Consider the following 24,535-nt stretch of genomic DNA (forward strand, 5'->3'; position numbering starts at 1 on the left):
ATAGAGAATCAATTTGACGTGAAATGTTATGCTAATCGCGAAAATAACTTGATGCCATACCTATTATTCTGAACTTGGTTACAATTAACAAAAATATAATTTTTATATCCACGATAACTCTTCTTAAGTAACACCATAAGGAAATGGAGCAATGAGGTAATGAAGAAAACAATTCTAGTGGTCGGTGCGTCAGGCTATGTTGGTAGCCATTTAGTGCCAGAATTGCTAAATCAAGGTCATCATGTTAGAGCAACTGGTCGCAACTTACAGCTGCTAAGAAAGCGTGGCTGGAATGATCTTGATAACCTTGAATTAATTTACCTTGATCTCAATGATGATAGTGACCTTACGGATCTCTTTCACGGTGTTGATATCGTTTTCTTCCTTGTGCATGGCATGAATCATGGTCATGACTTTATTGATTTTGAATTAGACTGCGCGCGCCACTTTAGCCAATATCTAGAACACAGTCAGGTTGAGCAAGTTATCTACTTGGGCGCGCTACAATCTGAAGATGCAGCTTCAACTCACCTGCTAGCTCGTAAAGAAACAGGCAATATTCTTCGTAATAGTGGAAAAACTATCGTTGAATTACGTGCTGGAATAATTATAGGCCCTGGCTCTGCCGCTTTTGAAGTGATGCGCGATTTTGTAAGTCATCTGCCTGTGATGCTAACGCCACAATGGGTCAGTTCTCGCAATTCTCCTATTGCACTTAGAAACTTGTTATTTTATTTAACTGAGCTAACTAAAAAGCCCAATAATGAAAACCTCATTTTTGATGTTGCAGGCCCCGAGCAGCTGACTTACCGCGATCAAATGGTACGTTTAGGTACACTGCTAAATAAGAAAATTCGCGTGATACCGCTTAAATTCTTAAGTCCTGCTATGGCAGCTTATTGGCTGCGTTTTATTACCTCAGTACCGACCAATATTGCGAGAGCATTAATCAACGGGTTGCAATATGATTTACCAGCAGATGGTAGCAAGTTACAGCAATACATCCCACAAGTCTTAATCAGTTACGATGATGCAATATCAGAAGCATTAGAGATGAATGATGAGATCATTGATAGTGAAATTTGGGGATTTGACCCTGATGCATTATCGCGCTGGAAATCTAATTATGGCTATTACCCTAAACAAGCGGGCTACACGTTAAAAACCGATGCGAGTGCTGAAGATTTATGGCGACAAGTTCAGCTGGTTGGTGGAAAAGAAGGTTACTTTTTTGCCAACAGTCTATGGCGTATTCGTGAATGGATGGATTCAATGATTGGTGGTAATGCTCTAGAACGTTATCGTCGTGATCCTCAACATTTACAATTGGGCGATCGCATTGACTCTTGGAAGGTGATCAGTCTTGAAGAAAACCATTTCTTATCACTCCTGTTTGGGATGAAAGCGCCTGGTTTAGGACGATTAGAATTTACCATTAATGATCATGGTGATCACCGCTCTGTTGATATTCGAGCATGGTGGCATCCGAAAGGTTTTAAAGGTCTTTTATACTGGTTTGCTATGATGCCTGCACACCTATTCATTTTTAGAGGCATGACATTACAGTTAGTCAAACGTTGTAAAGCGAAAGCGAAAGATGGTCAGATTGATACGGTATAACCTTCGCTTTGATTGTCATTTCTAAAAAATCTGATTAGTCCGTAATAAAAAAGGCCCGATAGTGCATGTTATTTCTAACAGCAATATCGGGCGTTTTTCATTTACTGTATGTCACTATCAATCGGTGATATACAGTATTATGCAGCCACTTGTTTTGTTGCACATGTCATTCTGTACGCGGCGATTGGGCCACTGATCAATGTGAACGCAATCAAGATAGAAACTGGTACAGCAGTGATCACAATGAACGATTGCAGTGCATTTAAGCCACCGTCACCTGCAAGTAATAATACCGCAGCGACTACACCCATAGTGATCGCCCAGAACAAACGATGCTTACTATCAGGTTCATTATCACCAGAAACCACCATCGCAATCGAATATGCCATTGAATCACCTGTGGTAACAACAAACGTTGTCGTCAACACAAGAAACGCAGGTAATAAAATACCGCTTAATGGCAAATTAGACAGTGATGCTAATAATACCGCAGGTAGACCACCGTCATTCAGTGGGCCAGAAATTACACCCGGTGTTTGTAGCTCAAGGAAAATACCAGTACCACCTAATACCGCGAACCAGAAATTCGTCACGATAGGCGCACCAATCGCAACCGCAAGAACTAAACCTCGAATGCTACGCCCTTCAGAAATACGTGCAATAAAGATTGCCATCATAGGTGCAAAACCGATAAACCAACCCCAGAAGAACCATGTCCACCATACATTCCAAGAAGGCTTTTCATTCGCTAAGCTAAGCTCGCCGAAATGATGAATGTAATCACCAAACGCACTACCGAACTCAGTTAAAATAAATTTCGTTGGGCCTAAGAATAGCATTGCTAGTAATAATCCAAACGCACCAATCACGTTTAAGCGTGATAGCCACTGTAGACCTTTATCCATTCCTGAAGCAGCAGAAATAGAATAAATAGACACAACGACTGCAAGGATCATTAACTGAGATTGAACGTTATTTTCAAGCCCTGTTAGTAACTCTAAACTATAACCTAACTGCGATGCTAGGAAACCAATAGGGCCAATTGTACCAGCGGCAACGGCAATAATTGAGCAAGCGTCAATTACACTACCTAACCAGTGATCTTCTAGCTTCTTTCCAAAGATAGGAAAAAGCAAAGCACGAGGACGTAATTTAACGCCATGTTCATGGTGTGCATACATTAATACAATAGTTGCCAACGTGCCCAATACAGCCCACGCTAAAAAGCCCCAGTGTAAGAACGCTTGACCAAGTGCAGGGTCGACAGCTTGTTGTGTAGATCCAACAACACCTTCAAATATCGGCGGTGGTGTAATGAAATGGTAAATTGGCTCAGCGGCAGACCAAAATACGCCACCACCAGCTAATAAAGTACACATGATCATGGCTAACCAACGGAAAGTACCGATTGTTGGTTTTTTCACGGTTCCCATCACCTTTTTACCCAAAGGGCTAAAAGCAATGGCTAAAGCAATAAGAAAGTTAACCAGCATTAAGATCTGCCAGCTATAACCAAAAGTATTGGCTGCAGATTCAAAGCTAGTTTGAATTAATGCTGTAAAACTGGACATATCAGCCAGTGCAGCAAAGATGAATAAGGAAATGAAACCAATAGTTAGAATTGGAACTAGTTTTGCTTCAAAACGAGAAGAATCTGAGTTCAAAGATGTGTTGTTACTATCAGCTATTTGACATGCATTACTTGGCATAAATATCTCACGTTGTTTGTGAGGGGCGAGAGATTAGCAGCTAAAAAGCATAAAGACCAGTCAAAAAATCCTTTATTTTCAATAAAAAAACCATGCGCTCTATCATTGTATGGCTTTTTAATTGGTAGATCATGACGTTACATATTTATGTTACAAATTTTGATTAACGATAAAAAATTGAATATTTATTATACAGACCGTATTGATAGGATAATAATTACTAAACATCAAAAGTCTTTATTGCTCTAACTATTTTTTATTTGCTGTCATTTAATACGATAGATAACCATGTAGCAATAGTCTGCTTTTTTGCATGTTAACGACTATAACCATCAGTCATAGTGATTGACACAATAATGAGAAAAGGCATCACTTTCATAGCTCATCTCTTCGACTAGGTTTATTAGTAGGTGTTGGGATATCACTTAATCGAGTCGAAGAGAGCAACTAATGAAAAATGATACATAATGAAGAAAGGTATAAATCTGAATATGTAAGAGCAGGTTAATCCACAATCAGATCATAAAAAGTCTGTGAGTTACTATGATCAATATGCAGAGTTTGATTAATAGCTGGGAGAGGAGCAGTTTGTAATCCATTTTAATCATCAATAAGAAGATAATTTCACTATCGGTAGTCCCTTCCCGCTTATTCTAAAGTGCTCTTGTTAATAATCGATCTAAAGTAAATCTAACTTTATTAAAGCCCCCCTGATTTGACCGATATGGAGAAACATCCATTGTTCATATATACAAGGATGGCAATTAGTCAGCCCCAGCAGAGAAACGCACATGTGCCATGAAACGATGAGAAAAAATATCTAAAAAACTTAATCATTAACCCTTTTTTTAATGTACTGCTTAGGTGGTCGCCCCAAGGTTCTCTTAAAGAAAGTAATAAATGCGCTTACCGATTCGTAGCCTAAATCCTCAGATATCCGCTGCACAGGCTCCCCCGATGACAGTTTTTGTAGTGCCATTACAATATGAAGCTGTCCACGCCAATTACCAAAAGTTAACCCTAATTCCTGCTTAACCAAACGCGCTAAGGTTCTTTCACTCATCGCATATTTACTTGCCCATTCGCTAACTGTACTACGATCACTTGGGTTCGCAATTAAAGCTAAAGCGATCTTTTGTAAACGAGGTTCTTCTGGAATCGGAAAATCAAACTGTTCAGAAGGCATTGTCGATAATTCATAAATTAGAACGTCAACCAATCTCGCAGTATTCCCTTCGTCTTCATAAAACTGATCGAGCTCTGCTAACTTAACTATCAACTCACGTAATAAAGGAGACACTGATAAAGTACAGGCTTTTTCTGGTAGACCAATTACATCTGGCTCAATAAATAAATTACAAATATCGATATCATCTGAAATTGTGAGACTGTGAGGCACTTGGCTTGGGATCCAAACAGCGCAATTTGTAGGAACCATCCAAATAGCATTCGCAATTTTACATCGAACACAGCCACTTAAAGGTAATACCAATTGACCTTTCCGGTGAGTGTGAAACGGGAGTTCTTCATCGACATCAGATCTTGAAAATCTCATTGCCACTGCTTTTTGAGAATACGAATCTGAATCAAACGAAGGGATAGTTTTATTTAAAGTTATATTTTTTGTCATAATTTAGTAAAATAATTGCCCTAGGGAATAATTTGTACCAAAAATATCTGAACAAAAGATGTATATCACATAAAAATAAAACGTCACACCGAATCAACTGAATATGTAGACCTGAAATCAAAGTGTTCCTTGACGTCTCATTTATTAGCAGCCTTAGTAACCTTAGCTGCTATTGGATTGATGTTTGAACAGTAAGATGTAGGTAATGCAGTTAAATATTCAGGACAAATACCGCACCTTTTACTCTATCACTATGGTGATATCTTTCACCCTTCAAGAAAATATGAAGCTTATAGGCTAACGGTTCACTCTCTATTAACTTATAGAAAAGTTGTCAATAGTGCCGCTGAGGTGGCGTGAAAAGCCAGCCAACGAGACATAAAACACCTATTTGCCATACAAATAAAGAAATAGACTATTTACCTTTGCTAAAATCAAGTCTAAATCCCGATAGAAACAAATATCTAAAAATTTAATCATTAATCCGTTTTTTAATGTATTGCTTAGGTGGTCGTCCGAGCGTTTTCTTAAAGAAAGTAATAAAAGCGCTTACTGATTCGTACCCTAAATCTTCTGATACTCGCTGTACAGGCTCCCCTGATGACAGTTTTTGTAATGCAATAACAATATGAAGCTGTCCACGCCAATTACCAAAGGTTAATCCTAATTCCTGCTTCACTAAACGCGCCAAAGTTCTTTCACTCATCGCATATTTACTTGCCCATTCACCAACAGTACTGCGATCGCTTGGATTATTAATGAGCTCTAAGGCAATGCTGTGTAATCGACTCTCACTCGGAATTGGAAAATCAAAATGTTCAGATGGCATGCTCGTTAATTCATCAATCAACACATCCGCTAACCTTGCGGTTTTAGATTCTGGTGTATAGGAGAGATCTGATTCCGTTAAACGAACAATAAGCTCACGTAAAAGTGGAGAAATAGATAATGTGCACGCTTTAGATGGCATTCCAACTACATCTGGATCAACGAATAACATACAGGTATCGGCATCAGGCGAAACACTATTACTATGAGGTACTTGGCTTGGTATCCAAACAGCACAATTAGCGGGAACCATCCAGATAGCGTCAGCAATTTTACAACGAACAAAACCACTTAAAGGAAGAACAAGTTGTCCTTTATGGTGTTGATGGACTGGGATTTCTTCATCCTTCTCTAACCCAGAAAGGCGCAATGCAACAACCTTTTGTGGGTAAAGATCGGAGTCAAACTCAGGAAAATGGATACTGTATTTCATAACTTGTCCGATTTTAGATATCTACTGTCAATATAACTCAATACAGAAAAAAATAGGAGAGGTATTATGTTATTAAAGATTTAAGGAGAGACCTATGTCACATAAAAACAAAAAAACAGTCCCTAAAGTTGCACGACCAGCATTGGTTATCCTAGGTATTTTACTTATTGCAAGTAACCTACGTGCACCACTTACAGGATTAGGACCTATTCTAGAGTTCATCTCACAAGATTTAGGTTTAAGTGCTACGCAAGCCGGTATGTTAACTACTTTGCCATTGTTGGCTTTTGCCCTATTTTCGCCGGTATCATCAGGCCTTGCACGTAAAATTGGCTTAGAGCCATCTCTTATGATAGCTCTGGTTCTTGTTGGCGGTGGTGTACTTATCCGCTCCGGTGGCTCAACCGTAATGCTATTTTTGGGTACCTGTATAATAGGTCTCGGTATAGCAATAGGTAACGTACTATTACCAAGCTTACTAAAAAGAGACTTCCCAACAAAAGTCACTACTTTGACTGCTGTATATGTATTAATCATGGGTATTGGCTCAACATTAAGCTCAAGTACAGCTATTCCAATGATGAAGCTTGCTGGTTCAATGGGAATCACTGCAATTCCACACTGGGCATTTGCTTTAGCAACCGTACTGATCTTCCCTGTTGTTTCAATTATCGTATGGTTACCACAACTAGCAGGCCATACTCGCCCTTCTGCAGATACTGCTGAGATTGATAGCCACAGTTATCTATGGCGTTCAGCTGCTGCATGGCAAGTAACTATCTTTTTAGGCTTGAACTCTTTCATCATGTACATCTTTATCAGCTGGTTACCAAGTATCCTAATTGATAACGGCTATACAGAAAACCAAGCGGGTTACTTACATGGTGTACTACAGCTTTCAACTGCTGTACCAGCACTAGTGCTTATCCCATTAATGGCAAAAATGAAAGATAAACGCGGCATGAGCTTTGCTATGGCTGTACTGGGTTTCATCGGTATCCTTGGCCTGCTTATGATGCCAGAACACGCATTAATCTGGGTAATTTGTTTTGGCTTTAGCTGTGGTGGTGGTTTTATTCTTGGTCTGTCATTTGTTGGTATTCGTACTCATGATGCTCACCAAGCAGCTGCACTATCAGGTATGGCACAATGTATGGGTTACTTACTTGCAGCAACTGGCCCTATTATTTTTGGTTCGCTACATGAATCAACACACAGCTGGGAAGTACCATTATATATGACACTTGCAGTCTGTGTTGTATGGGGATTCTTAGCACTATTTGCAGGACGCTCACACGTTATCGTTCGCTCACAAAGCGGTAAAGATATCGTTATTGATGCACCCGTTCATGAAAGTATTCACGAAGAACTTAAACGCTTAAAAAATGAATTAGCGCTAGTGACTGAAGAACGTAACGAACTTAAAAAAGCATTTAACGCAAAATTATAAAGCTCTCTTAAATTGGCAAGGACGCCAATCTCTTATTACTTATATATCGGCAGGATGCCGATATTTTTTTATCTGCATAACATACACTTATGCAATAACATCTTGTAATAACAATGATTGCCGCTAATAACAGTTAGTTTTAACGTAAGTTTTATTTCTTATGAGTTAAGTAACATGAAACTATCTTATCTTCTTACTAGTGCAGCTCTTTTTTCTCCCCTTGCACTTGCAGAATCAACACAATCACAGCCACAACAAAACGTATTTTATATCCTTGCAATCACCATCATCTTTTTAATCGCCCTTGCATGTTACCGCGTAACAAAAAACAAAGCGCGCAAGCATAAACCTGAGATACCTTCATTCATACACCATCTCATTGGTTTTGTGATCGGTTTTATTTGTTTCTATGCCTTGTTCTATTTTCTTGGGTTTTGTTTTTAATTCCATCCATCAATAGGCGAATAATAAGATGTCATATACCATTAAATTTGCGCACTATGGCTAGTGTCCTAAAGGAATTATCTCTTCTATTCATTCATCATCTAACCTAATAATAAAGCAATGTGTAATTCATACAATCTGCTGACATAACGAGCTATGAGGTCTATATCCTCAAAGAGTTAGTTTTGCTAACGGCACAATACAGTGCGTCACAGAGGAGATAGTATGAAAGGAATAACCATCGCAAGTGTTTTACTTGCCACCGTATTACTCACTGGATGTAATCAGCAACACAATCACCAAATCCACGGTACATTAACTCACGTCGGTATTGCCACTGACTTCGACTTAAACAACACCCCAGCTGTCAGTATTATCTTGTCAAAAGACACAGAACATTACTTAACTATTTCACTGAATCAGCACAGCCTTCAAACCTTACTTGCAGGTCAAAACACCCAAAACTTCAATCAAAAAAATAAAAATATTGATGCCAACTTAACTTGGGATGGGCTTTATATTATCGATAAAGCACGAGCATCAGGTATCGTGTTAGATCTAGCACATGTGAATAACACAACACATAGTGCAAAAATTCACTACACCGCCACACTTGTTAGCGCCAAGAAAGAAAGCAATAAAACCATAGAGCTTAGTGACTCATTCACTTTACCTGCTGATGATTGGAGGGTAATCCAAGAACTTAGCTCTAAGAAAACCAAATAACTAGATAAAATGACAGATTTAGTCGTTAATTAATTGAGGATTTTAACAAGGTAATGGGATATTAATGGACATCGTCGCGTGAACACGTATGATCAGCGACAATCTATTGAATCCCATATTGGAATAGCATTTTGATTAGAGAAAATGTATTTACCTCATACGAAAATTGGACAAAGCCTTTCGTATCAGAAGTCGCTGAAATCATTAACCTACTGAAAGATCATGGCTATGATGCAAAGAAGTTAGCGTTAGTCACTGGTTTGCAAGAGAAGAATGTAAGTAGCTGGACAGCGAAATACAAAAAAGAACCTTTCAATGTGTCGACTATTCCATACCCATGTTGGTGTTTCTTAGCGGCATTAATTGGCAAACAAAGCATTGCAACTAATGGCAAAGTGATCCCGGTTGAGGATATTCGTCGCGTATTACGCTTATTCAAGCCATCAGCATTTGGTGCTCGTAATACTTTTGTATGCCCAACCAACGAACAATTTGCCAAGCTAATTGATAGTGGTTTATTTGAAGAAATGACAGCACAGAATATCTGTGAGTTATTTAGTTGGAATCCAAGTCAGTTTGTTGAAAGCATTCAATCAGGCAAACTCCCTTTCCTCAATTGGTGTTTAATCATCATGATGTTAGGGATTAATATTCAAAAAATGGTGCTTAAAGACTTAGAAGCGCCATTAGAATACGTGCCAGAATAAACCTCCTTTAGTCTTCAAATTCTTAAAAACGACTGTATTAAGTTACTATATAACTTAATACAGTCGTTTTTTATTCTCAGAAACAGTCAACTGCTTAATAAGCTGCATATTATTGATATTTAAATGGATTTAGTACTATTCATTTTATCTTTTAAATATCTTACCCAACCCACCTAATATAATCGTACTTACAACGACATTTATAGCAAAACCAATGCTTATTAATAAGATACTAAGTGGGTTACAGATATAACTATTGGTATAGGTACTACAAATTGCCCCCACTTCTATAGTAAAGAAAGACCATGGCAATGCTAAATACAAAAATACGATATGTTTTTCATAAAAGAAATGATTAAGATCCGTACTTACGTACAGAGATAAAAACCAAATTATGCCGTAAATAATAGGCACCATAAATGCGATTAAAAAAATCCGTTTTTTATTCATTCACCGATTCTCTTTTTCACCTCTCTAACACCAGTTTAGCTCTATATTTCCTATCATGTTATGCCGTAACAAGCATGTTTTACGCGATTCACTTCAGGTTAAGTTACAACTGATATAGTAATAATACATTACGTATAACCATCGTTATTTCCTCCCCACTGTTTTATGCTTCTGGCAACTCTGCGCGCGGAATATCGTTACCATTATTGAGGTGACTATGGCGAAACCAACAAAACAACTAACATGGCTGCCATGGATTGCGGGTATTGCTTTTTTTATGCAGACTCTTGATGCCACAATAATAAATACAGCCATCCCCTCCTTGGCCAAAAGCTTACATGAATCGCCATTAACCATGCAGCTAACCATCATTAGCTATACTCTGACTGTTGCGATCTTAATTCCTATCAGTGGCTGGCTTGCTGATAAATTTGGCACCCGAGTTATTTTTGGCTGGGCTGTAGGCTTATTTACACTGGGGTCGTTGGCGTGTGGATTATCCAACACATTGACGCAACTGGTACTGGCTCGCATTCTCCAGGGGGTTGGTGGCGCCATGATGGTTCCTGTAGCCCGCTTAGCATTATTGCGGAGCTATCCACGAAATGAATTTGTTCATGCGTTAAACCTAGCAACAATGCCGGGATTAATCGGTCCCGTTGTCGGCCCTGTACTTGGTGGCGTATTAGTCACTTATGCAAGTTGGCATTGGATATTCTTAATAAATATCCCTGTCGGTATTATTGGACTATGGATGACCAAACGCTACATGCCTAACTTTACTTCAACTGCGAGTAAGTTTGATGGTTGGGGATTTATTCTATTTAGTTCAAGTTTAATTACTCTTTTAAGTGGCATTGAGCTCTTAACTAAATCAGAAACGGTTTTAATTCCTATTATCACTTTATTAATGGGTTTTACTCTTCTCGTCACTTATATTTATTACGCATCAAAAAAACAAAACGTACTTATTCCTTTATCACTTTTTAAGACAAGGACTTTTTCTGTTGGTATCGGTGGTAATATATTTTCTCGCTTAGGTACAGGTGCAATTCCTTTTCTTATACCACTTATGTTGCAAGTTGGGATGGGAGCCTCAGCCTTATACGCGGGATTAATGATGGTTCCCTTAGCCTTTGGCGCGTTATTAGGTAAATCGTATGTCGAAAGAACCCTTAAGCGTCTAGGCTATCGCAAGACATTATTTTGGGTCACTATTATTATTGGTATTATTACAGCAGCATTTGCCCTTATATCAGGCAAGTTATCTCTATGGTTAGCACTACCATTACTGTTTGCGTTAGGTATTGTTCGCGCAACACAATTTACCGCAATGAACACCATAACATTAGCTGATTTAGATGATAAACATACAAGTGCTGGTAACAGTATGCTAGCAGTAACACAACTACTTTCAATTAGCTTTGGTCTTGCTATCTGCGCGTGTGTTTTACACTTTTTCTCTACCTATTACGCTGGCAGTGATATGTCTCATTTTCACCAGACATTCATTGCTATGGGACTATTAACCGTTATCTCTGCTTTGTCATTTTTATCATTGCACCGCTCTGATGGTAATAACTTAATACACAGATAACATTCATACCCTCGATGAAATAAATGAGCATCTGTATTAAAAATACTGATGCTCACATCTATATATTAGTAATACACCATGAAGACAAATGAAAAATCATTATATCCTACGGCATAATCACTTTAGTCTTACGACTCTTTAATTTTAAAATCAAAGAACTGGCTTGTGCCATTATCGTTATCAGAGGCTAATACACCTTTGGTGATATTTCCTTCATGGGAAGTAATTGCGATCGATTCTACTTTTGTAATGACTTTCTTACCATCGTGTTCAACAGGCATTGCGTCCTTTGTCAGATCAATCGTTTTGCCATTAGCAAGTTGACTTAACGGTAATTCAGCAACGAAGCTTCCTAAAATATCACCATCTTGATAAGCACCGCCTGTAGCTTCAACTGATGAGGTTAAATACAACGTTTTTGTAGCTTCATCATATGTCGCACCAGATAAACCAGATTCAATACCATCGATAGCAGGAAGTTTCACTAAGTAAGACTCAATCTTATCAATATTATCTTGCTTGCCCGTCATGTAATTTTCAAATGCTGTTCTATCAACTTCAAACAACATGTTTGGGCCACTGTTGCCGCGATTAAAAATGAAGACCTTATCTTTACTGCTCGCTAAGCCTTCAATATTAATTTCTTGCTTTTGAGTGAAGTGTCCTACCTGGTGAAGTTTCTCATACAAAGGTGCCAAGTCACGCTCAATTTTAAAGCTTTTATCTTGAGCAATAACAAACCCTTTTTCTCTCACCTTCTTCTTACTGCCTGAGCCCAAAATCACATAAGCAGGTTTTCCATTAATATGTTGAACATCCATCGATTCAAAATCGGGTTTTACCTTTTTAACGATTCTGCCATCTTTACCTGTTTTATAATGCGCAATCTGTGACTCGCTCATTACTTTAAATTTATCATTCAGCGTAAATAATTGTGAACTGTCATCACCCACGGCCAAAATGTGATTGTCATGATTCACTATACCTGATGCTGATGGTAGGTTTTGTAACGTTGTCGACGTAGAAACCGTTAAATCACAAGCCAATACAGAGCCTGAAACACAAGTTGCGATAACCAGTAGAGATAGGTTTTTAAGTTTCATTACTTTTCCTCATTAATCCTTTGGCTTCTTTCTACTGGTAAATGAGGGATAACTCAAAATCATAACGTAGTTAATTGCAACAATCTGAATAAGAATCACTTTCAGTTGCATAAGTTTGCTTTTGACAAGTAATTGTTAAAAATTAATTTCAACACTTAACGATAGTGTTTGCCAATTACCCCAAGGGAATTAAAATAGCGCACATATTCACTGGGAGAATAAGATGCACAACCAACACCGCACGGCTCAACACTTGCCCTTATTTACGCTTATAACGCTATACATCATTATCTTTCTTGGTTCTGCCGGATTTTTTATTACGATCCCTGCTTATGTCAGTCTGTTTTTAACCGATCACTCACTTGAATTAGCGAAAAGTATGCCGATTGAACAGCGTCGTATGTTATTCGGTACTGTGATGTCTGCTGCTCCGTTTATTTCAATGTTTTTTACCCCTTTTATTGCCCGCTTTGCTGACAAGTTCAGTCGAAAAGCCGTAATTGCAATTTGTTTAGTCATTGCAGCTATCGGGTTTGCATTACCTATTTATGCCATTGTGGTGAGCTCGGTGATCATTTTGTTTGTCGGTAATATGATCAACAGTTTAGGCTCGGCAAGCCAACCAATTGCACAAGCGATTTTGGCTGATAACAGCGAAGGGAAAAACAAAGCAACCTTAATGAGTTTAGTGGCTGTAGTTATGACAGCTGCCATGTCATTTGGCCCTGCACTTGGCAGTAAATTATCAGCAAACTATGGTGCACAAGCGCCATTTTATGCCTGTTTGATGATCGCTCTCATTAGCTTAGTCTTAATGTTGATTATCCGTTTACCAGCGCAAAACACAGTAAAAGAAGAAAATATATTCTCATTTGTAAAACCTTTAAAACGAAGTCAAAAAGGTTTGTTGAACTGTTTGTTTATCGTGTTTATTTGTCAGTTTAGCTGGAGCCTCTATTTCCAAAATATTGCATTTATCTTCCCACAGAAATGGAATATTTCGGTAGAAAGTGCGTTTTACCAATACTTTATGATGGGAGTTGGTATCGTGATGATTTTCTCTTTGTTATTGCTCCCTCGCCTTATATTGAACCGTTTCTCTGTGTCCTCTGCACTTCGAGTAACAACAGCGCTTTCAGCATTTGGTATGTTGCTGCTAGCCATAACACCGACACCGACCAGTCATGTCTTTGCAATGATATTTACCGCTGCAATGGTAGCGCTATGTTTCCCGCTTTATATCACTGCCCTTTCAGATCGAGCGAGTGATATTGATCAAGGTTGGGCTATGGCGCTTTCTGGTGCAATGGTTGGCTTGGCGTGGACATTAACTGGCTATTTGACTGCTATGATGGTGAATGTATATCTATTACTACCAACAGCTATCGCGGTTCTTGGTTATCTATTAGCAATGGTAATGGTGCCAACTCAACAAACGACGACAGAGAAGAAAACACCATCAGAATTGGAAGCAGCATGACAAACAGCAAAACATCCTTAGAACATGTCCTTAAAGCCCATGACTTTCACCCTGTTGTACCAAAAGAGATGCAATTTGGAGCTGGCTATATTGTTGATTTAACGCCTGATAGCGATTTATGGAGTATGGTTACCGTAGAGCATAGCTTTGCTGATGAAATCGTAAACCGTGCTATTGCAACAAATGCTATGGTGGTGATTGGTCGTTATGCTGAATATCGTTTGATCTATCAAGATAAAGCTAACTTTACCGATTCCCCTGATCGTACTGTTCATATGGCGATTGATTTAGGGTTACCTGCTGGCACACCTGTTTATGCCCCTCTTGATGGTGAAGTCTTTGGTTTTGCTAACCACACCGCAGACGGTGACTATGGTCCAACCGTGATCCTAAAACATGAATTAGAAGATCATGTTTTTTATACCCTGTATGGGCATTGTGCCACTGAGTATTTATCAACCCTCACCGTAGGACAAAAAATAACAGCAGGTCAGCAATTTACAGCAATAGGTAACACGGAAGAAAATGGTGGTTGGGCGCCCCATCTGCATTTTCAAATCATCAAAGACATGGGTGATTTCAGTGATGATTATCCTGGTGTGATTGATCCTGAGCAGTTTGATTTTTACCAAGATAACTGCCCGAATCCTAATCTGATCCTAAAACGTAGCGATTTAGATTAATCTGCATACATAAAAGCGCCTATTAGCCTTCAAGCCAATAGGCGCTTTTTATTTACGCTTTTGCCAACACGACAGAATTATCATTCCACCAGCGTTGTACTGAAATATTCAATAATGCCATGGTGATAAGTACACATGCCATCATCCACTCAACACTGGCTAAATGACTCACAATAAAGGTTAACGTAAAGATCCCAACCATTTGTAATGAGCCAAACAACGCACCCGTTTGCCCTTTATGCTTAGGAAATAAATACAGCGCACTGACCGCTACGACTGAAGTTGTTAAACCTGCACCAAAACAATAGATACCCATGCCAATGATGATCATCGCAATGCTATGAAATATCACATTTGATAGTATTGTCAGCGCACCAAGCAGCATAATACAGCTTGCCACTTTAATGATTCGACCTTCTGTCGCGTTATATTTTAGAAAACGAATATAAACAATACGTGCGCACAAACTACAACCAATTAGCAACAATGAAGACATACCAAAATATTGCACAGGTAAATGGTATTGCTCTTTTGCAATAAACGCCCCCATCAAATAGAACACAAGCGCACCACTATTGGCCATCACCATCATGATTAGATAGCGTAAAAACTGCGAATTTGTTGCAATCATGGAGTAATCACGAGCAACAACACTTGGTTTTGTCGCATGAATATTCTTTTCTAAGTGGGTTTCTTTTAAACCTAAAACAATAACCACGAATAGCAGTACAGCTAACCCCAACATAAACCAGAAGCTACTATGCCAGCCAAAATGACTTTCTAAATAGCCCCCAATAGCCGGTGTTGTAGCTGGCAAGCACATAAATAAAATACTAAACCATGACATCACATCCACCAACTGCTCTTTAGTCAATGAATCTTGCATTATGGTTCGGCATAATAAGAACAATGCCCCAACACCAATACCTTGTACGGCACGCCCAATAATTAAACCTGATAGTTGATCAGCGTGTAAGCAAAGCGCTGAGCCGATAATAAATATCACCGCACCTAATATCGCGATAGGACGACGACCAAATCGCTCTGCGACAGCTCCACACACGAGTTGGCTTAAACCTAACGCAATGAAAAACGCGCTCACCGTTTGTTGTACTGCTGTCGATGACACATTCAATGCCTCAGACATCACTGGTAAGCTAGGTGCATACATATCAGAGGCAAAGAAATAGCTACACGCCATTAATAAACTGATAGAAAGTAAACGTAGTAAAGACATGACAACAATCTCCTTAATTGATGTCATTATCTTAAATAGATGTGTTTAGTCTTGTTGTTGAACTAGCGACAACGAGTTGTGATTTTTCGCCAACTTCTGGCTAGCTTTGTCTTGTTTGAAACGATTAAAGGCATGGGAAAAGGCAGATAAGCTGTTGTAACCTAAATCTAATGCAATATCTGTATGTGCGACACCTGCGCGACTCAACTGCCATGCTTTTGCCATAACCAACTGCTGTCTTATTTCACGAAATGGCTGATCAAATGTACTGATAAATAAACGATTAAGAGTACGAGAAGATGCGCCACAGTGCTCAGCAAAACGGTCTAAAGACAGTTTAATATCAGGTTCAATAGTCAGTGCTTCAATAATGGGCAGCAAGCGTTTATCAATATCATGATTACTTTGATAAGCATCGCTCTGGTAATTTTGTTTCTTGAGTTGATCAATAAATACCGCTAAATAATGGTGTTGAACATCGCTGTTGCAATCAGCACCTTGCTCAAAGCCAATATCTTGCGACTCAATTGCTGCCATCACTTGTACCATTAAGCGATTGGTCGAGATGATCGCCATCTCATTGTGAAAATGAGGAATAACATCTGGTGAAGCATGAATAATACTTAAGCTGGTATCTTTCAACACTTTCAAATGATGACGGTGATTAAGGGGCACCCAAATAAGTTGCCCACTAACAGCCAGTATGCTTTTATCCTCTGTTCTAGCAATACCGCAACCTTGGTGGATATAAAAAAGTTGAACAAAATCGTCGTGAGAATGCGGTGCTTTTTCTTCTGTTGGTGCATAACGTTTTATCGAATGAAATAACCGCATTTCTTTCCTTTGAGAGTAAACCAATAAATTCAACCAGTATTATGGCTTAGCTGACTTCATACTGTCTAACCAACCATAAACAGCCTCTAATGTTTCAGAAGATGGCATCCTATTATTACGGGCTTGGATTTGATCCACTGTATATGTCTCACTAACTCGTCCATTAACGAAATAATGCCGTTTTAAACCAATAGTAACACGCTCTGGCATGAACATTTTATAAACCAAATACTCGCCTTTAATGATTCGGTTGTGGTAAATCGCCACACAGTGGTTTTGTTCAATTCCCTCTTGTTCAAGTTCTTGATAATCGCGAATAGGTACAATATTATTATTACCTTCAAAAGGGATCACGTAAGGCTTATTTGAATTAGCATCGGGTACAAAGTTAATTCTGTGTTGCGCTACCACCCACCTATCGTGTAACGCTCGTAACTCTTCATAAGAAGTCACAGCATGAATACGTTTAATTGAATCAACATCTAATACGCGATAACCAAGTTGGAAAACATCAGATAAAATCTGATTGATTTGGAAACGCTCACGCTGATTGGTTTGCGCTAGATGTCGTCCAAGAGGCGTACCTGTTAACGTTGGCCATTGTAGATAGATCTGCAAGGTTAAATTAGTGATCGTTTTATAATGCTTGAACAATTGAAACGACATCATTTCAGGATCGAGCAAGCGGTGAATAATAATCAAAATCGAACGGGTTGAAAAATCCCCCTCAATCCGATCAAGAAAGCGCAATGCTGAACGACTCGAAGCCAAGCCAAGTTGAGCAAGGATCTCACGTTGACCTAATTCGCACAGTGATAACACTTCATCTTGATCTAACGGATATTGTTCGCATACCAAATACAATAAAGTCGGACGTTGAAGTAATAAATCTCGGGCTTTCTGGCTCAAAGCAGCAACCTTAAGCATATACACCCCAAGTTCAGCATACCCTCGGGCTTTTTCAACTAAACCAGTTGGAATACTATCTACCCACGCTTTTCCACCCTCTAATGATTCGATGTGTTCAATATAGAATGAACAACTCCCCTCTAATGGTTCTCGATGCCCATCAGGGTAAGCACGATACATAGCAAGGCAATCATGCCAGTCATAAAATTCAAGCTGAAAAGGAAAAAAGGTTAAGGCTTCATCAAATGATAAAACTAACGGCGTTGAGTGATGAAACTCTTCGCGCTCAGCACAACAAGCAAGCATAAATATCCATATATATCTGTTAGCCTTGAATGATTATTATCGTTATCTGCTCAGTTAATTTTGGCATGAAAAACAATAACAACTGATAGATATATCATGCCTTAGCGAAGTGAAGATTCAACTGAAAAACGACGAGGATGAGAACCTAGTACGAAAAATACATTCATCAATATATAGAACGGTTAACTGTTTGTTGACACTTATTCTTAGATAAAAACAATTGTTAAATTCACATTAAAATTTATTAAATAAACTTAGATTATTTGAAAGTTAGTCTTTCTGTTCACTTATAAAGTTTGTAGGGGGAAACCCAGTACAGTTTGAGAAAATCGAAAATCATTACTTATACTCAGTAATAAAGTTTGAGGGTGTAACGCCAGCCTTATCATGAAAGAAACGAATAAAAGCACTATCACTTGAAAAATCTAGCCGATGAGCAATATCTGTCACTCGCCAATTTGATGACAGTAATTCAATAGCGGCTAATAAACGCCACTGTTGACGCCAACTTTGATATGGCATTCCCACTTCTTTATTAAAAATACGGGTGATGGTTTTTGCACTCGCCCCTACTATTAGGCTGAGTTCAGCTAATGATGGAGCAACAAACGCCTCATCATCAATATCTACTAACCATGAAGATAAACGAGGATCGGCTGGAATAGGTAAATTCAAGTGACTATCTTGCGCAAAATTTAACTCTTCAATTAAGAGGTTCACCGAATTAACTTGCTCATTATTGGGTTTATCAAACTCCCAAAACGCCATACGCTCCATTAGTGCCGACATTAAAGGGTTAATATCAAATATTTTTAATTCTCTCGGCAATTGCGGTTGTAAATCTTGGTCAAAATACAAAGAACGGTAATGCGTAACATTGGATGTTTGTGCCTTGTGCTCCACTCCTGCAGGTATCCAAGCAGCGCGCATTGGCGGCAACACACATTTCACACCATTTAAACTGATTACCATGCAACCATGATGGGAGAATAACAACTGATCTTTGTTATGAGTATGGTAACCCGAGTCATGCTCCGCTATATCAGCAGCCAGTCCAACAACAAGGCCATGATAGTCATCAGCACAAAACTGATCTTCCATTTGAATATAAGCCATATATAGAGCTCCTTTTTACAACTTGTCCTTAAAGTGATACTTCTTGTTCTTATGTTAATATCATACCTTGCATTGGTAAATATATACTTATCATCATTGAAATAACAGCCTAGCACTTCACAAAAAAGCGATGGCAGTAATACTTATCATTCCCTAATTTATCCTGTTTACTAGTCTTGAGAGGATGGATGATAAAGCTTCAAGAGGAAGTCATGAATAAAAAAACAATATCGACATTATTAGCAGTTTCGCTGTTAATGTTTCCACAACTCATAGAAACGATGTATAGCCCGGCGCTAACATCCATTAAAAATCATTTTTCAGTAACAACATCAGAAGCAGCACAAGCTTTATCACTCTTCTTTATGGTATTTGCGGTAGGCGTTGTGTTCTGGGGCACCATGTGTGACGTCATTGGACGTCGTTTATCAACACTTTTAGGCATAGCTATTTGTATTGCTTCGGCGACATTTTGTTATTACTCGCCAACATTCCAAGGTTTACTTTATGGTTTTGGTGCGTGTGCCTTTGGTGCTGCTGTTGGCTCTGTATGTACTCAAACTATTTTACGTGACAGCTTTGAAGGTGCTAGTTTAACAAGAATTTTCTCTATTGCTTCGACAAGTATTGGTCTTAGCCCAGTTATTGGTATGTTACTTGGTAGCTGGCTGACAGCTCATGGTGGCTATACTTGGGTTTTCGCAGCTATGGTGATTATGCTATCGCTACTACTACTTTGGGGTGGCTTTGCATTACCAGAGACTAAACCAAACCACATTAAACGTGATAGCTTGTTTTTAGTGGCAAATAAAATGATCCGTGATGGACATATTTGGTACATCGCATTAATGGTAGGACTAGCAAACATTGCCCTGTTCTCTTATTACAGCATCGCACCATTTATGTTTGAGCACCTTGGTGCTAGCGTTAAGTTTTTTGGTAATACGAGTTTTGTTTTAGCAGCTGGTTCAATTTTAGGTTCGCTTCTCAATATTCGTTTGATCCGTAAACATATACGCGGTGATATCATCGTAATGTTATCGACATTAATGATGCTGGCAGCTGGTTTAGGTGTTTACTTACTGCAAGAAACTGTTTGGTTCTTTATTCCAATGGCATTGGTATCACTGTCTTTTGGTTTAGCATTACCTAACTTGTTTAGTACTGCTTTAATAAATTACCGAAACCACTTGGGTACAGCAGGTGCATTACTTGGCTTGTTTTATTACTTAATTATTGGTTTTGGTCTAGATCATGCGGCTCATGTCGGCAATCTAGCAATGACGTTACTCGTTTCTGGTGGTTGTTCATTCGTACTTGTACTATTAAAATTGTTCACTACAAAAACCAGTAAACAAACCAGTGAAAATGCAACAACAAGTTAATCAATAAGTGAGCTGAAATTCACCGTATAGTTAACTTCTACTAATAAAAAAGCCGCATGAGATACTCTATTTATAGAGAAGCTCATGCGGCTTTTTTCGATTATGTCCTTATAGTGACATTTGTTGTTCTTATGTTAATACCATACCAATCTTTGATAAATGTATACTCAGCATTATTGAAATAACCTTCTCGTATTTCACCTAAAACAATAGTTGTAATACATACCTTCTCGTATTTCATCTAAATCAATAGCTGTAATACATACCTTTAATGATTTATATCGTTTGCCAGTCTTTCATCGGTGGATGATCAAGCGTCAAAAAGGAAGTCATGAATAAAAAAACAATATCAACATTATTAGCAATTTCGCTGTTAATGTTTCCACAGCTCATAGAAACGATGTATAGCCCAGCGCTAACATCAATTAAGAATCACTTTTCAGTAACCACATCAGAAGCAGCTCAAGCGCTATCGATCTTCTTTATGGTCTTTGCCGTTGGTGTCGTATTCTGGGGAACCATGTGTGACGTCATTGGACGTCGTTTATCAACACTTTTAGGTATAGCAATTTGTATTGCTGCCGCACTATTTTGTTACTTTGCACCAACATTTCAGGGTTTACTTTACGGCTTTGGTGCCTGTGCTTTTGGTGCCGCAGTAGGCTCTGTATGTACCCAAACCATTTTACGAGATAGCTTTGAAGGCGAGAGTCTAGCAAGAATCTTCTCTATCGCGTCAACAAGTATTGGCCTGAGCCCTGTGATTGGTATGTTAGTTGGTAGTTGGTTGACAGCTCATGGTGGCTATACTTGGGTTTTCATAGCTATGGTGATAATGCTATCACTCCTACTACTTTGGGGTGGCTTTGCATTACCAGAGACAAAACCAAATCATATCAAACGTGATAGTTTGTTTTTAGTGGCAAAAAAAATGCTCCGTGACAGCCATATTTGGTATATCGCCTTAATGATAGGACTGGCAAATATTGCCCTGTTCTCATATTACAGCATTGCACCATTCATGTTTGAACACTTAGGGGCCAGCGTTAAGTTTTTTGGTAATACGAGTTTTGTTTTAGCAGCTGGTTCAATTTTAGGTTCGCTTCTCAATATTCGTTTGATACGTAAACATATACGTGCTGATATAATCGTAATGTTATCAACATTAATGATACTGACCGCTGGTTTGGGTGTTTACTTACTACAAGAAACTATTTGGTTCTTTATTCCCATGGCATTGGTATCACTGTCATTTGGTTTAACACTGCCTAACTTGTTAAGTACTGCTTTAGTCAATTATCGAAACCACTTAGGAACAGCTGGTGCATTACTTGGCTTGTTCTATTACTTAATTATTGGTTTTGGACTAGATCATGTCGCGCATGTCGGTAATCTAGCATTAACTTTACTCGTTTGTGGTAGTGGTTCATTTGTACTTGTACTATTAAAATTGATCGCTGTGAAAACCAGTAAACAAACCGGTGAAAACGCAACAGCAAGTTAATCGGTAAGTGAGTTGAAACTCATCGTATAGTTGTTAACTGCTATGAATAAAAAAGCCGCATGAGATACTCTATTTATAAAGATCTTCATGCGGCTTTTCTTTTTTGCTGTAAGCGATTAATTCGTTACAGTTGGTAATTCAGGTAAATGTGTACCTGCATTATCAGGGTAAATCACATACTCACCGTGAAATTTCACTTTAGATTTGTAGTCTGTGATCTTAAACAGCAATATGCCTTGCTGGTAAGCCAAATCGATAAATTGCTGTGCATTACCACGAATATAAAAAGAAAGTGGTTTTATTAATCTACCCTGCTCATTCATTGCAGACTTATATTGCGCAGCACACACCACTAATGATGCTTGACCATCTGTATGATGAGACACTTTACGGTTCACTTCATACTCGTTAGTTACTAACCAATCAGCGGCTTCTACAACACGATAAAAATCATCTATTAGTTCAGCGGTAATAACCGTTGAATGACCATCAGCATCATTTAACACGCTAAGGGTATTTTTAATACGCTCAAATTGTACTTTAAGCTGCGCATTTTTGCCCATTGTGCGAGATTGTTTCTGCCATTGCAGTAACGTCTTAGACACACAGTGATCAAAACATTGTTGTTTGATCATCTTCGTCACCCACGCGCTTAAAAAAACCGTCTCACTGACTGGGTTTTTCTGGGTTTTACCAGACTCTTGCGCAGTAACCAGTGTTGATAACCCTTCCGTTACCACATGTAGAATTTCGTTATAAAAAGAAGTCATAATTTTAGAAAATCAAAAATAAATACGGCTAAAAGAAAGCTTACGAATTTCTAAACAAGAACCAAGGTTCCTGTTAGAAATTTCCACTTATCGTACGCTACTGTCAGGTGAGATAGGTGCCAATAATAACGAGTTATACCCTAATAAAAAAGTAGCAATGTATTGAAAATTTTAACTGGTTTTATCTATCAATTAAGATGGAACCAACCAACCAATACAGAACATTAATCTGCAAGATTAATATAATTAACACTATTAACTCAGCCAATTATAATAAATACAAATTTAAAATTGCAATATAACATTACTTTTAAAGAAAAATGCTTTGTGACACTCATTCAGGTGGTGAATATGTATTTGTGAATAATCACTGTGAACATTATCAATTAACAAGGAATAAGGTTTATAGATGAAATACACTCTTTTAGCCGCTTTAATTGCTGCCACATCACTAACTGCATGTAACAGCAGTAGCAACTCTTCGGATGACTATAATGGATATGTTGCTCAGGAGCCAAAACCTGCAAAGATTACAGAGTTTCGTAATGTGGTATATGCGAGCTACATGAAAGATGCCAATGATCAGTGGTTTGATAGTCCGCATTCAAATGAAATCAGTGATCTGAATATTGCCTTCATGAACCCTAGCGCCAATATGGATAAAGAAGGGATATATCATCCTGATGGACACGTTGCAGACCTATCAACTGATAAGATAAATAAGCTTACTTCCACCATTCAAAAATTTAGAGATCAAAACCCTGATGGAAGAGTATTTATTTCCTTTGGTGGTTGGCGAGATAGTGAGAAAAATGAAAGTGACGATAACATCATTGGTCGTGACATCGTTTACGAAAAAATAGCTGCATCGCCAGAATACCGAGAAAACCTTATCAACGACATGATGGATGTTGTAAATACCTACGGTTTTGACGGTGTTGATCTTGATTGGGAGTACCCTCAAGTTGGAGATGGTGCAAATCAATATGCTGATTTTGTAAACCGTTTAGCGGATAGACTTCATGCTGAAGGTAAGTATTTCACCGCTGCGATCATTGGTAGTAAAGACAAACCTAATGACGATGGAAAAGGTGCTGGCTATCTCGATGTTGCATTAAATGCCTTTGATACGGTCCATTTAATGACTTATGACATGCAAAATGAAGATCACTCAAGCTATAAAGATTCTGTCAATGCCTTAAATTACTGGTTAATAGAGCGCCACTTAGATCCGCAACGTATTACATTAGGGTTACCCGCCTACCCTCGTCATGCCCCCACTTACGGCGCATTAGTTAAGGAAAATAAACATTATGCTTGTCGAGATACTGTAACAAAGAATAACACAACACATTATTATAACGGTTTGCCAACGATCCGCTCAAAAGTTCATTTAGCTAAAGATGACTATCATTTAGGTGGTGTCATGTTATGGGAATTGCCTTGCGATGATATTAACCCAGAAGATAAGGACCTTTCCATTATAGAAACCATCAGTGCCACCATTAAACAGGACAGTTCTTATCGCAACATTTGCGATAAAAATAAAGACGATACAGACTGGATTGTTTACCGTGAAGATGATCCAATGAAGCATTACGATTGGTAAATTAA

At 38.5% G+C, this 24,535-nt stretch carries 20 protein-coding genes; 11 read left to right on the top strand and 9 right to left on the bottom strand.

The genetic code is table 11. From position 1 onward, the window contains the following. Positions 1-159: 159 nt before the first annotated feature. Positions 160-1,620: an SDR family oxidoreductase gene (locus CTN01_RS04025; protein WP_045149727.1), complete on the top strand. Its 1,461-nt coding sequence runs from the start codon at positions 160-162 to the stop codon at positions 1,618-1,620. A 137-nt stretch (positions 1,621-1,757) separates the two neighbouring features. Here the strand turns inward: CTN01_RS04025 and CTN01_RS04030 are convergent, their stop codons facing one another. From CTN01_RS04030 to CTN01_RS04045, 3 genes are all read right to left on the bottom strand, one after another. Further along, a complete protein-coding gene (locus CTN01_RS04030; protein WP_045084480.1) occupies positions 1,758-3,329 on the bottom strand; it encodes a BCCT family transporter in 1,572 nt (523 codons plus the stop codon). 829 nt (positions 3,330-4,158) lie between these two features. After that, positions 4,159-4,959: an AraC family transcriptional regulator gene (locus CTN01_RS04040; RefSeq protein ID WP_080890424.1), complete on the bottom strand. Its 801-nt coding sequence runs from the start codon at positions 4,957-4,959 to the stop codon at positions 4,159-4,161. A gap of 472 nt (positions 4,960-5,431) precedes the next feature. Continuing rightward, positions 5,432-6,220 (bottom strand): AraC family transcriptional regulator, encoded by a 789-nt coding sequence (locus CTN01_RS04045; RefSeq protein ID WP_045084479.1) that lies wholly within the window; start codon positions 6,218-6,220, stop codon positions 5,432-5,434. 94 nt (positions 6,221-6,314) lie between these two features. On the opposite strand from CTN01_RS04045, the gene CTN01_RS04050 reads away from it, so the two are divergent. From CTN01_RS04050 to mdtD, 5 genes are all read left to right on the top strand, one after another. Next, positions 6,315-7,670 (top strand): CynX/NimT family MFS transporter, encoded by a 1,356-nt coding sequence (locus CTN01_RS04050; protein WP_005368096.1) that lies wholly within the window; start codon positions 6,315-6,317, stop codon positions 7,668-7,670. Positions 7,671-7,844: 174 nt separating this feature from the next. Next, entirely contained in the window at positions 7,845-8,114 is a 270-nt protein-coding gene (locus tag CTN01_RS04055; RefSeq protein ID WP_045128444.1) for a membrane protein, read from the top strand. A 225-nt stretch (positions 8,115-8,339) separates the two neighbouring features. Beyond that, complete coding sequence (locus CTN01_RS04060) at positions 8,340-8,840, top strand: hypothetical protein (protein WP_045084478.1); 501 nt, start codon at positions 8,340-8,342, stop codon at positions 8,838-8,840. 131 nt (positions 8,841-8,971) lie between these two features. Continuing rightward, positions 8,972-9,547, top strand: a complete 576-nt coding sequence (locus CTN01_RS04065) for a hypothetical protein (RefSeq protein WP_005368102.1) — start codon at positions 8,972-8,974, stop codon at positions 9,545-9,547. Positions 9,548-10,214: 667 nt separating this feature from the next. Then, complete coding sequence (mdtD, locus tag CTN01_RS04075; protein ID WP_045149728.1) at positions 10,215-11,594, top strand: multidrug transporter subunit MdtD; 1,380 nt, start codon at positions 10,215-10,217, stop codon at positions 11,592-11,594. A gap of 128 nt (positions 11,595-11,722) precedes the next feature. On the opposite strand, the gene CTN01_RS04080 is transcribed toward mdtD, so the two are convergent. After that, entirely contained in the window at positions 11,723-12,697 is a 975-nt protein-coding gene (locus tag CTN01_RS04080) for a DUF6929 family protein (protein WP_045084476.1), read from the bottom strand. 223 nt (positions 12,698-12,920) lie between these two features. Between CTN01_RS04080 and CTN01_RS04085 the strand changes: the two genes are divergently transcribed. Continuing rightward, the gene (locus CTN01_RS04085; protein WP_045149729.1) at positions 12,921-14,177 is read left to right on the top strand and encodes an MFS transporter; all 1,257 of its coding nucleotides are present in this window, start codon (positions 12,921-12,923) and stop codon (positions 14,175-14,177) included. Beyond that, positions 14,174-14,860, top strand: coding sequence for a peptidoglycan DD-metalloendopeptidase family protein (locus tag CTN01_RS04090; protein ID WP_045149730.1), 687 nt, complete (start codon positions 14,174-14,176; stop codon positions 14,858-14,860). The genes CTN01_RS04085 and CTN01_RS04090 overlap by 4 nt, the downstream gene beginning before the upstream one ends. 52 nt (positions 14,861-14,912) lie before the next feature. Here the strand turns inward: CTN01_RS04090 and CTN01_RS04095 are convergent, their stop codons facing one another. The 4 genes from CTN01_RS04095 to CTN01_RS04110 all read right to left on the bottom strand — a co-directional run bounded on the left by CTN01_RS04095 (position 14,913) and on the right by CTN01_RS04110 (position 19,262). Then, positions 14,913-16,097, bottom strand: a complete 1,185-nt coding sequence (locus tag CTN01_RS04095; RefSeq protein WP_045149731.1) for an MFS transporter — start codon at positions 16,095-16,097, stop codon at positions 14,913-14,915. 45 nt (positions 16,098-16,142) lie between these two features. Continuing rightward, on the bottom strand, positions 16,143-16,931 hold the full coding sequence (locus CTN01_RS04100) for a helix-turn-helix domain-containing protein (protein WP_045149732.1): 789 nt from the start codon (positions 16,929-16,931) through the stop codon (positions 16,143-16,145). 39 nt (positions 16,932-16,970) lie between these two features. After that, positions 16,971-18,146 (bottom strand): PcfJ domain-containing protein, encoded by a 1,176-nt coding sequence (locus CTN01_RS04105; RefSeq protein ID WP_045149733.1) that lies wholly within the window; start codon positions 18,144-18,146, stop codon positions 16,971-16,973. A gap of 339 nt (positions 18,147-18,485) precedes the next feature. After that, on the bottom strand, positions 18,486-19,262 hold the full coding sequence (locus CTN01_RS04110) for an AraC family transcriptional regulator (protein ID WP_045149734.1): 777 nt from the start codon (positions 19,260-19,262) through the stop codon (positions 18,486-18,488). Positions 19,263-19,474: 212 nt separating this feature from the next. Between CTN01_RS04110 and CTN01_RS04115 the strand changes: the two genes are divergently transcribed. Further along, positions 19,475-20,647 carry an MFS transporter gene (locus tag CTN01_RS04115; RefSeq protein WP_045149735.1) on the top strand — a complete coding sequence of 391 codons (1,173 nt, stop codon included), beginning with the start codon at positions 19,475-19,477 and terminating at the stop codon, positions 20,645-20,647. A 331-nt stretch (positions 20,648-20,978) separates the two neighbouring features. Next, positions 20,979-22,151, top strand: a complete 1,173-nt coding sequence (locus CTN01_RS04120) for an MFS transporter (protein WP_045149736.1) — start codon at positions 20,979-20,981, stop codon at positions 22,149-22,151. A 116-nt stretch (positions 22,152-22,267) separates the two neighbouring features. On the opposite strand, the gene CTN01_RS04125 is transcribed toward CTN01_RS04120, so the two are convergent. Then, a complete protein-coding gene (locus tag CTN01_RS04125) occupies positions 22,268-22,921 on the bottom strand; it encodes a DUF2913 family protein (protein WP_045149737.1) in 654 nt (217 codons plus the stop codon). A 409-nt stretch (positions 22,922-23,330) separates the two neighbouring features. Between CTN01_RS04125 and CTN01_RS04130 the strand changes: the two genes are divergently transcribed. Then, entirely contained in the window at positions 23,331-24,530 is a 1,200-nt protein-coding gene (locus tag CTN01_RS04130) for a glycosyl hydrolase family 18 protein (RefSeq protein WP_045149738.1), read from the top strand. Positions 24,531-24,535 lie beyond the last annotated feature (5 nt).

The organism is Photobacterium angustum (genome assembly GCF_003026365.1).
Taxonomy (GTDB): domain Bacteria; phylum Pseudomonadota; class Gammaproteobacteria; order Enterobacterales; family Vibrionaceae; genus Photobacterium; species Photobacterium angustum.

Bases quoted from the DNA above. Each gene is read 5' to 3' on its own strand.
- CTN01_RS04025 (WP_045149727.1), top strand. From the start codon at position 160: ATGAAGAAAACAATTCTAGTGGTCGGTGCGTCAGGCTATGTTGGTAGC.
- CTN01_RS04030 (WP_045084480.1), bottom strand. From the start codon at position 3,329: ATGCCAAGTAATGCATGTCAAATAGCTGATAGTAACAACACATCTTTG.
- CTN01_RS04040 (WP_080890424.1), bottom strand. From the start codon at position 4,959: ATGACAAAAAATATAACTTTAAATAAAACTATCCCTTCGTTTGATTCA.
- CTN01_RS04045 (WP_045084479.1), bottom strand. From the start codon at position 6,220: ATGAAATACAGTATCCATTTTCCTGAGTTTGACTCCGATCTTTACCCA.
- CTN01_RS04050 (WP_005368096.1), top strand. From the start codon at position 6,315: ATGTCACATAAAAACAAAAAAACAGTCCCTAAAGTTGCACGACCAGCA.
- CTN01_RS04055 (WP_045128444.1), top strand. From the start codon at position 7,845: ATGAAACTATCTTATCTTCTTACTAGTGCAGCTCTTTTTTCTCCCCTT.
- CTN01_RS04060 (WP_045084478.1), top strand. From the start codon at position 8,340: ATGAAAGGAATAACCATCGCAAGTGTTTTACTTGCCACCGTATTACTC.
- mdtD (WP_045149728.1), top strand. From the start codon at position 10,215: ATGGCGAAACCAACAAAACAACTAACATGGCTGCCATGGATTGCGGGT.
- CTN01_RS04080 (WP_045084476.1), bottom strand. From the start codon at position 12,697: ATGAAACTTAAAAACCTATCTCTACTGGTTATCGCAACTTGTGTTTCA.
- CTN01_RS04085 (WP_045149729.1), top strand. From the start codon at position 12,921: ATGCACAACCAACACCGCACGGCTCAACACTTGCCCTTATTTACGCTT.
- CTN01_RS04090 (WP_045149730.1), top strand. From the start codon at position 14,174: ATGACAAACAGCAAAACATCCTTAGAACATGTCCTTAAAGCCCATGAC.
- CTN01_RS04095 (WP_045149731.1), bottom strand. From the start codon at position 16,097: ATGTCTTTACTACGTTTACTTTCTATCAGTTTATTAATGGCGTGTAGC.
- CTN01_RS04100 (WP_045149732.1), bottom strand. From the start codon at position 16,931: ATGCGGTTATTTCATTCGATAAAACGTTATGCACCAACAGAAGAAAAA.
- CTN01_RS04105 (WP_045149733.1), bottom strand. From the start codon at position 18,146: ATGCTTGCTTGTTGTGCTGAGCGCGAAGAGTTTCATCACTCAACGCCG.
- CTN01_RS04110 (WP_045149734.1), bottom strand. From the start codon at position 19,262: ATGGCTTATATTCAAATGGAAGATCAGTTTTGTGCTGATGACTATCAT.
- CTN01_RS04115 (WP_045149735.1), top strand. From the start codon at position 19,475: ATGAATAAAAAAACAATATCGACATTATTAGCAGTTTCGCTGTTAATG.
- CTN01_RS04120 (WP_045149736.1), top strand. From the start codon at position 20,979: ATGAATAAAAAAACAATATCAACATTATTAGCAATTTCGCTGTTAATG.
- CTN01_RS04125 (WP_045149737.1), bottom strand. From the start codon at position 22,921: ATGACTTCTTTTTATAACGAAATTCTACATGTGGTAACGGAAGGGTTA.
- CTN01_RS04130 (WP_045149738.1), top strand. From the start codon at position 23,331: ATGAAATACACTCTTTTAGCCGCTTTAATTGCTGCCACATCACTAACT.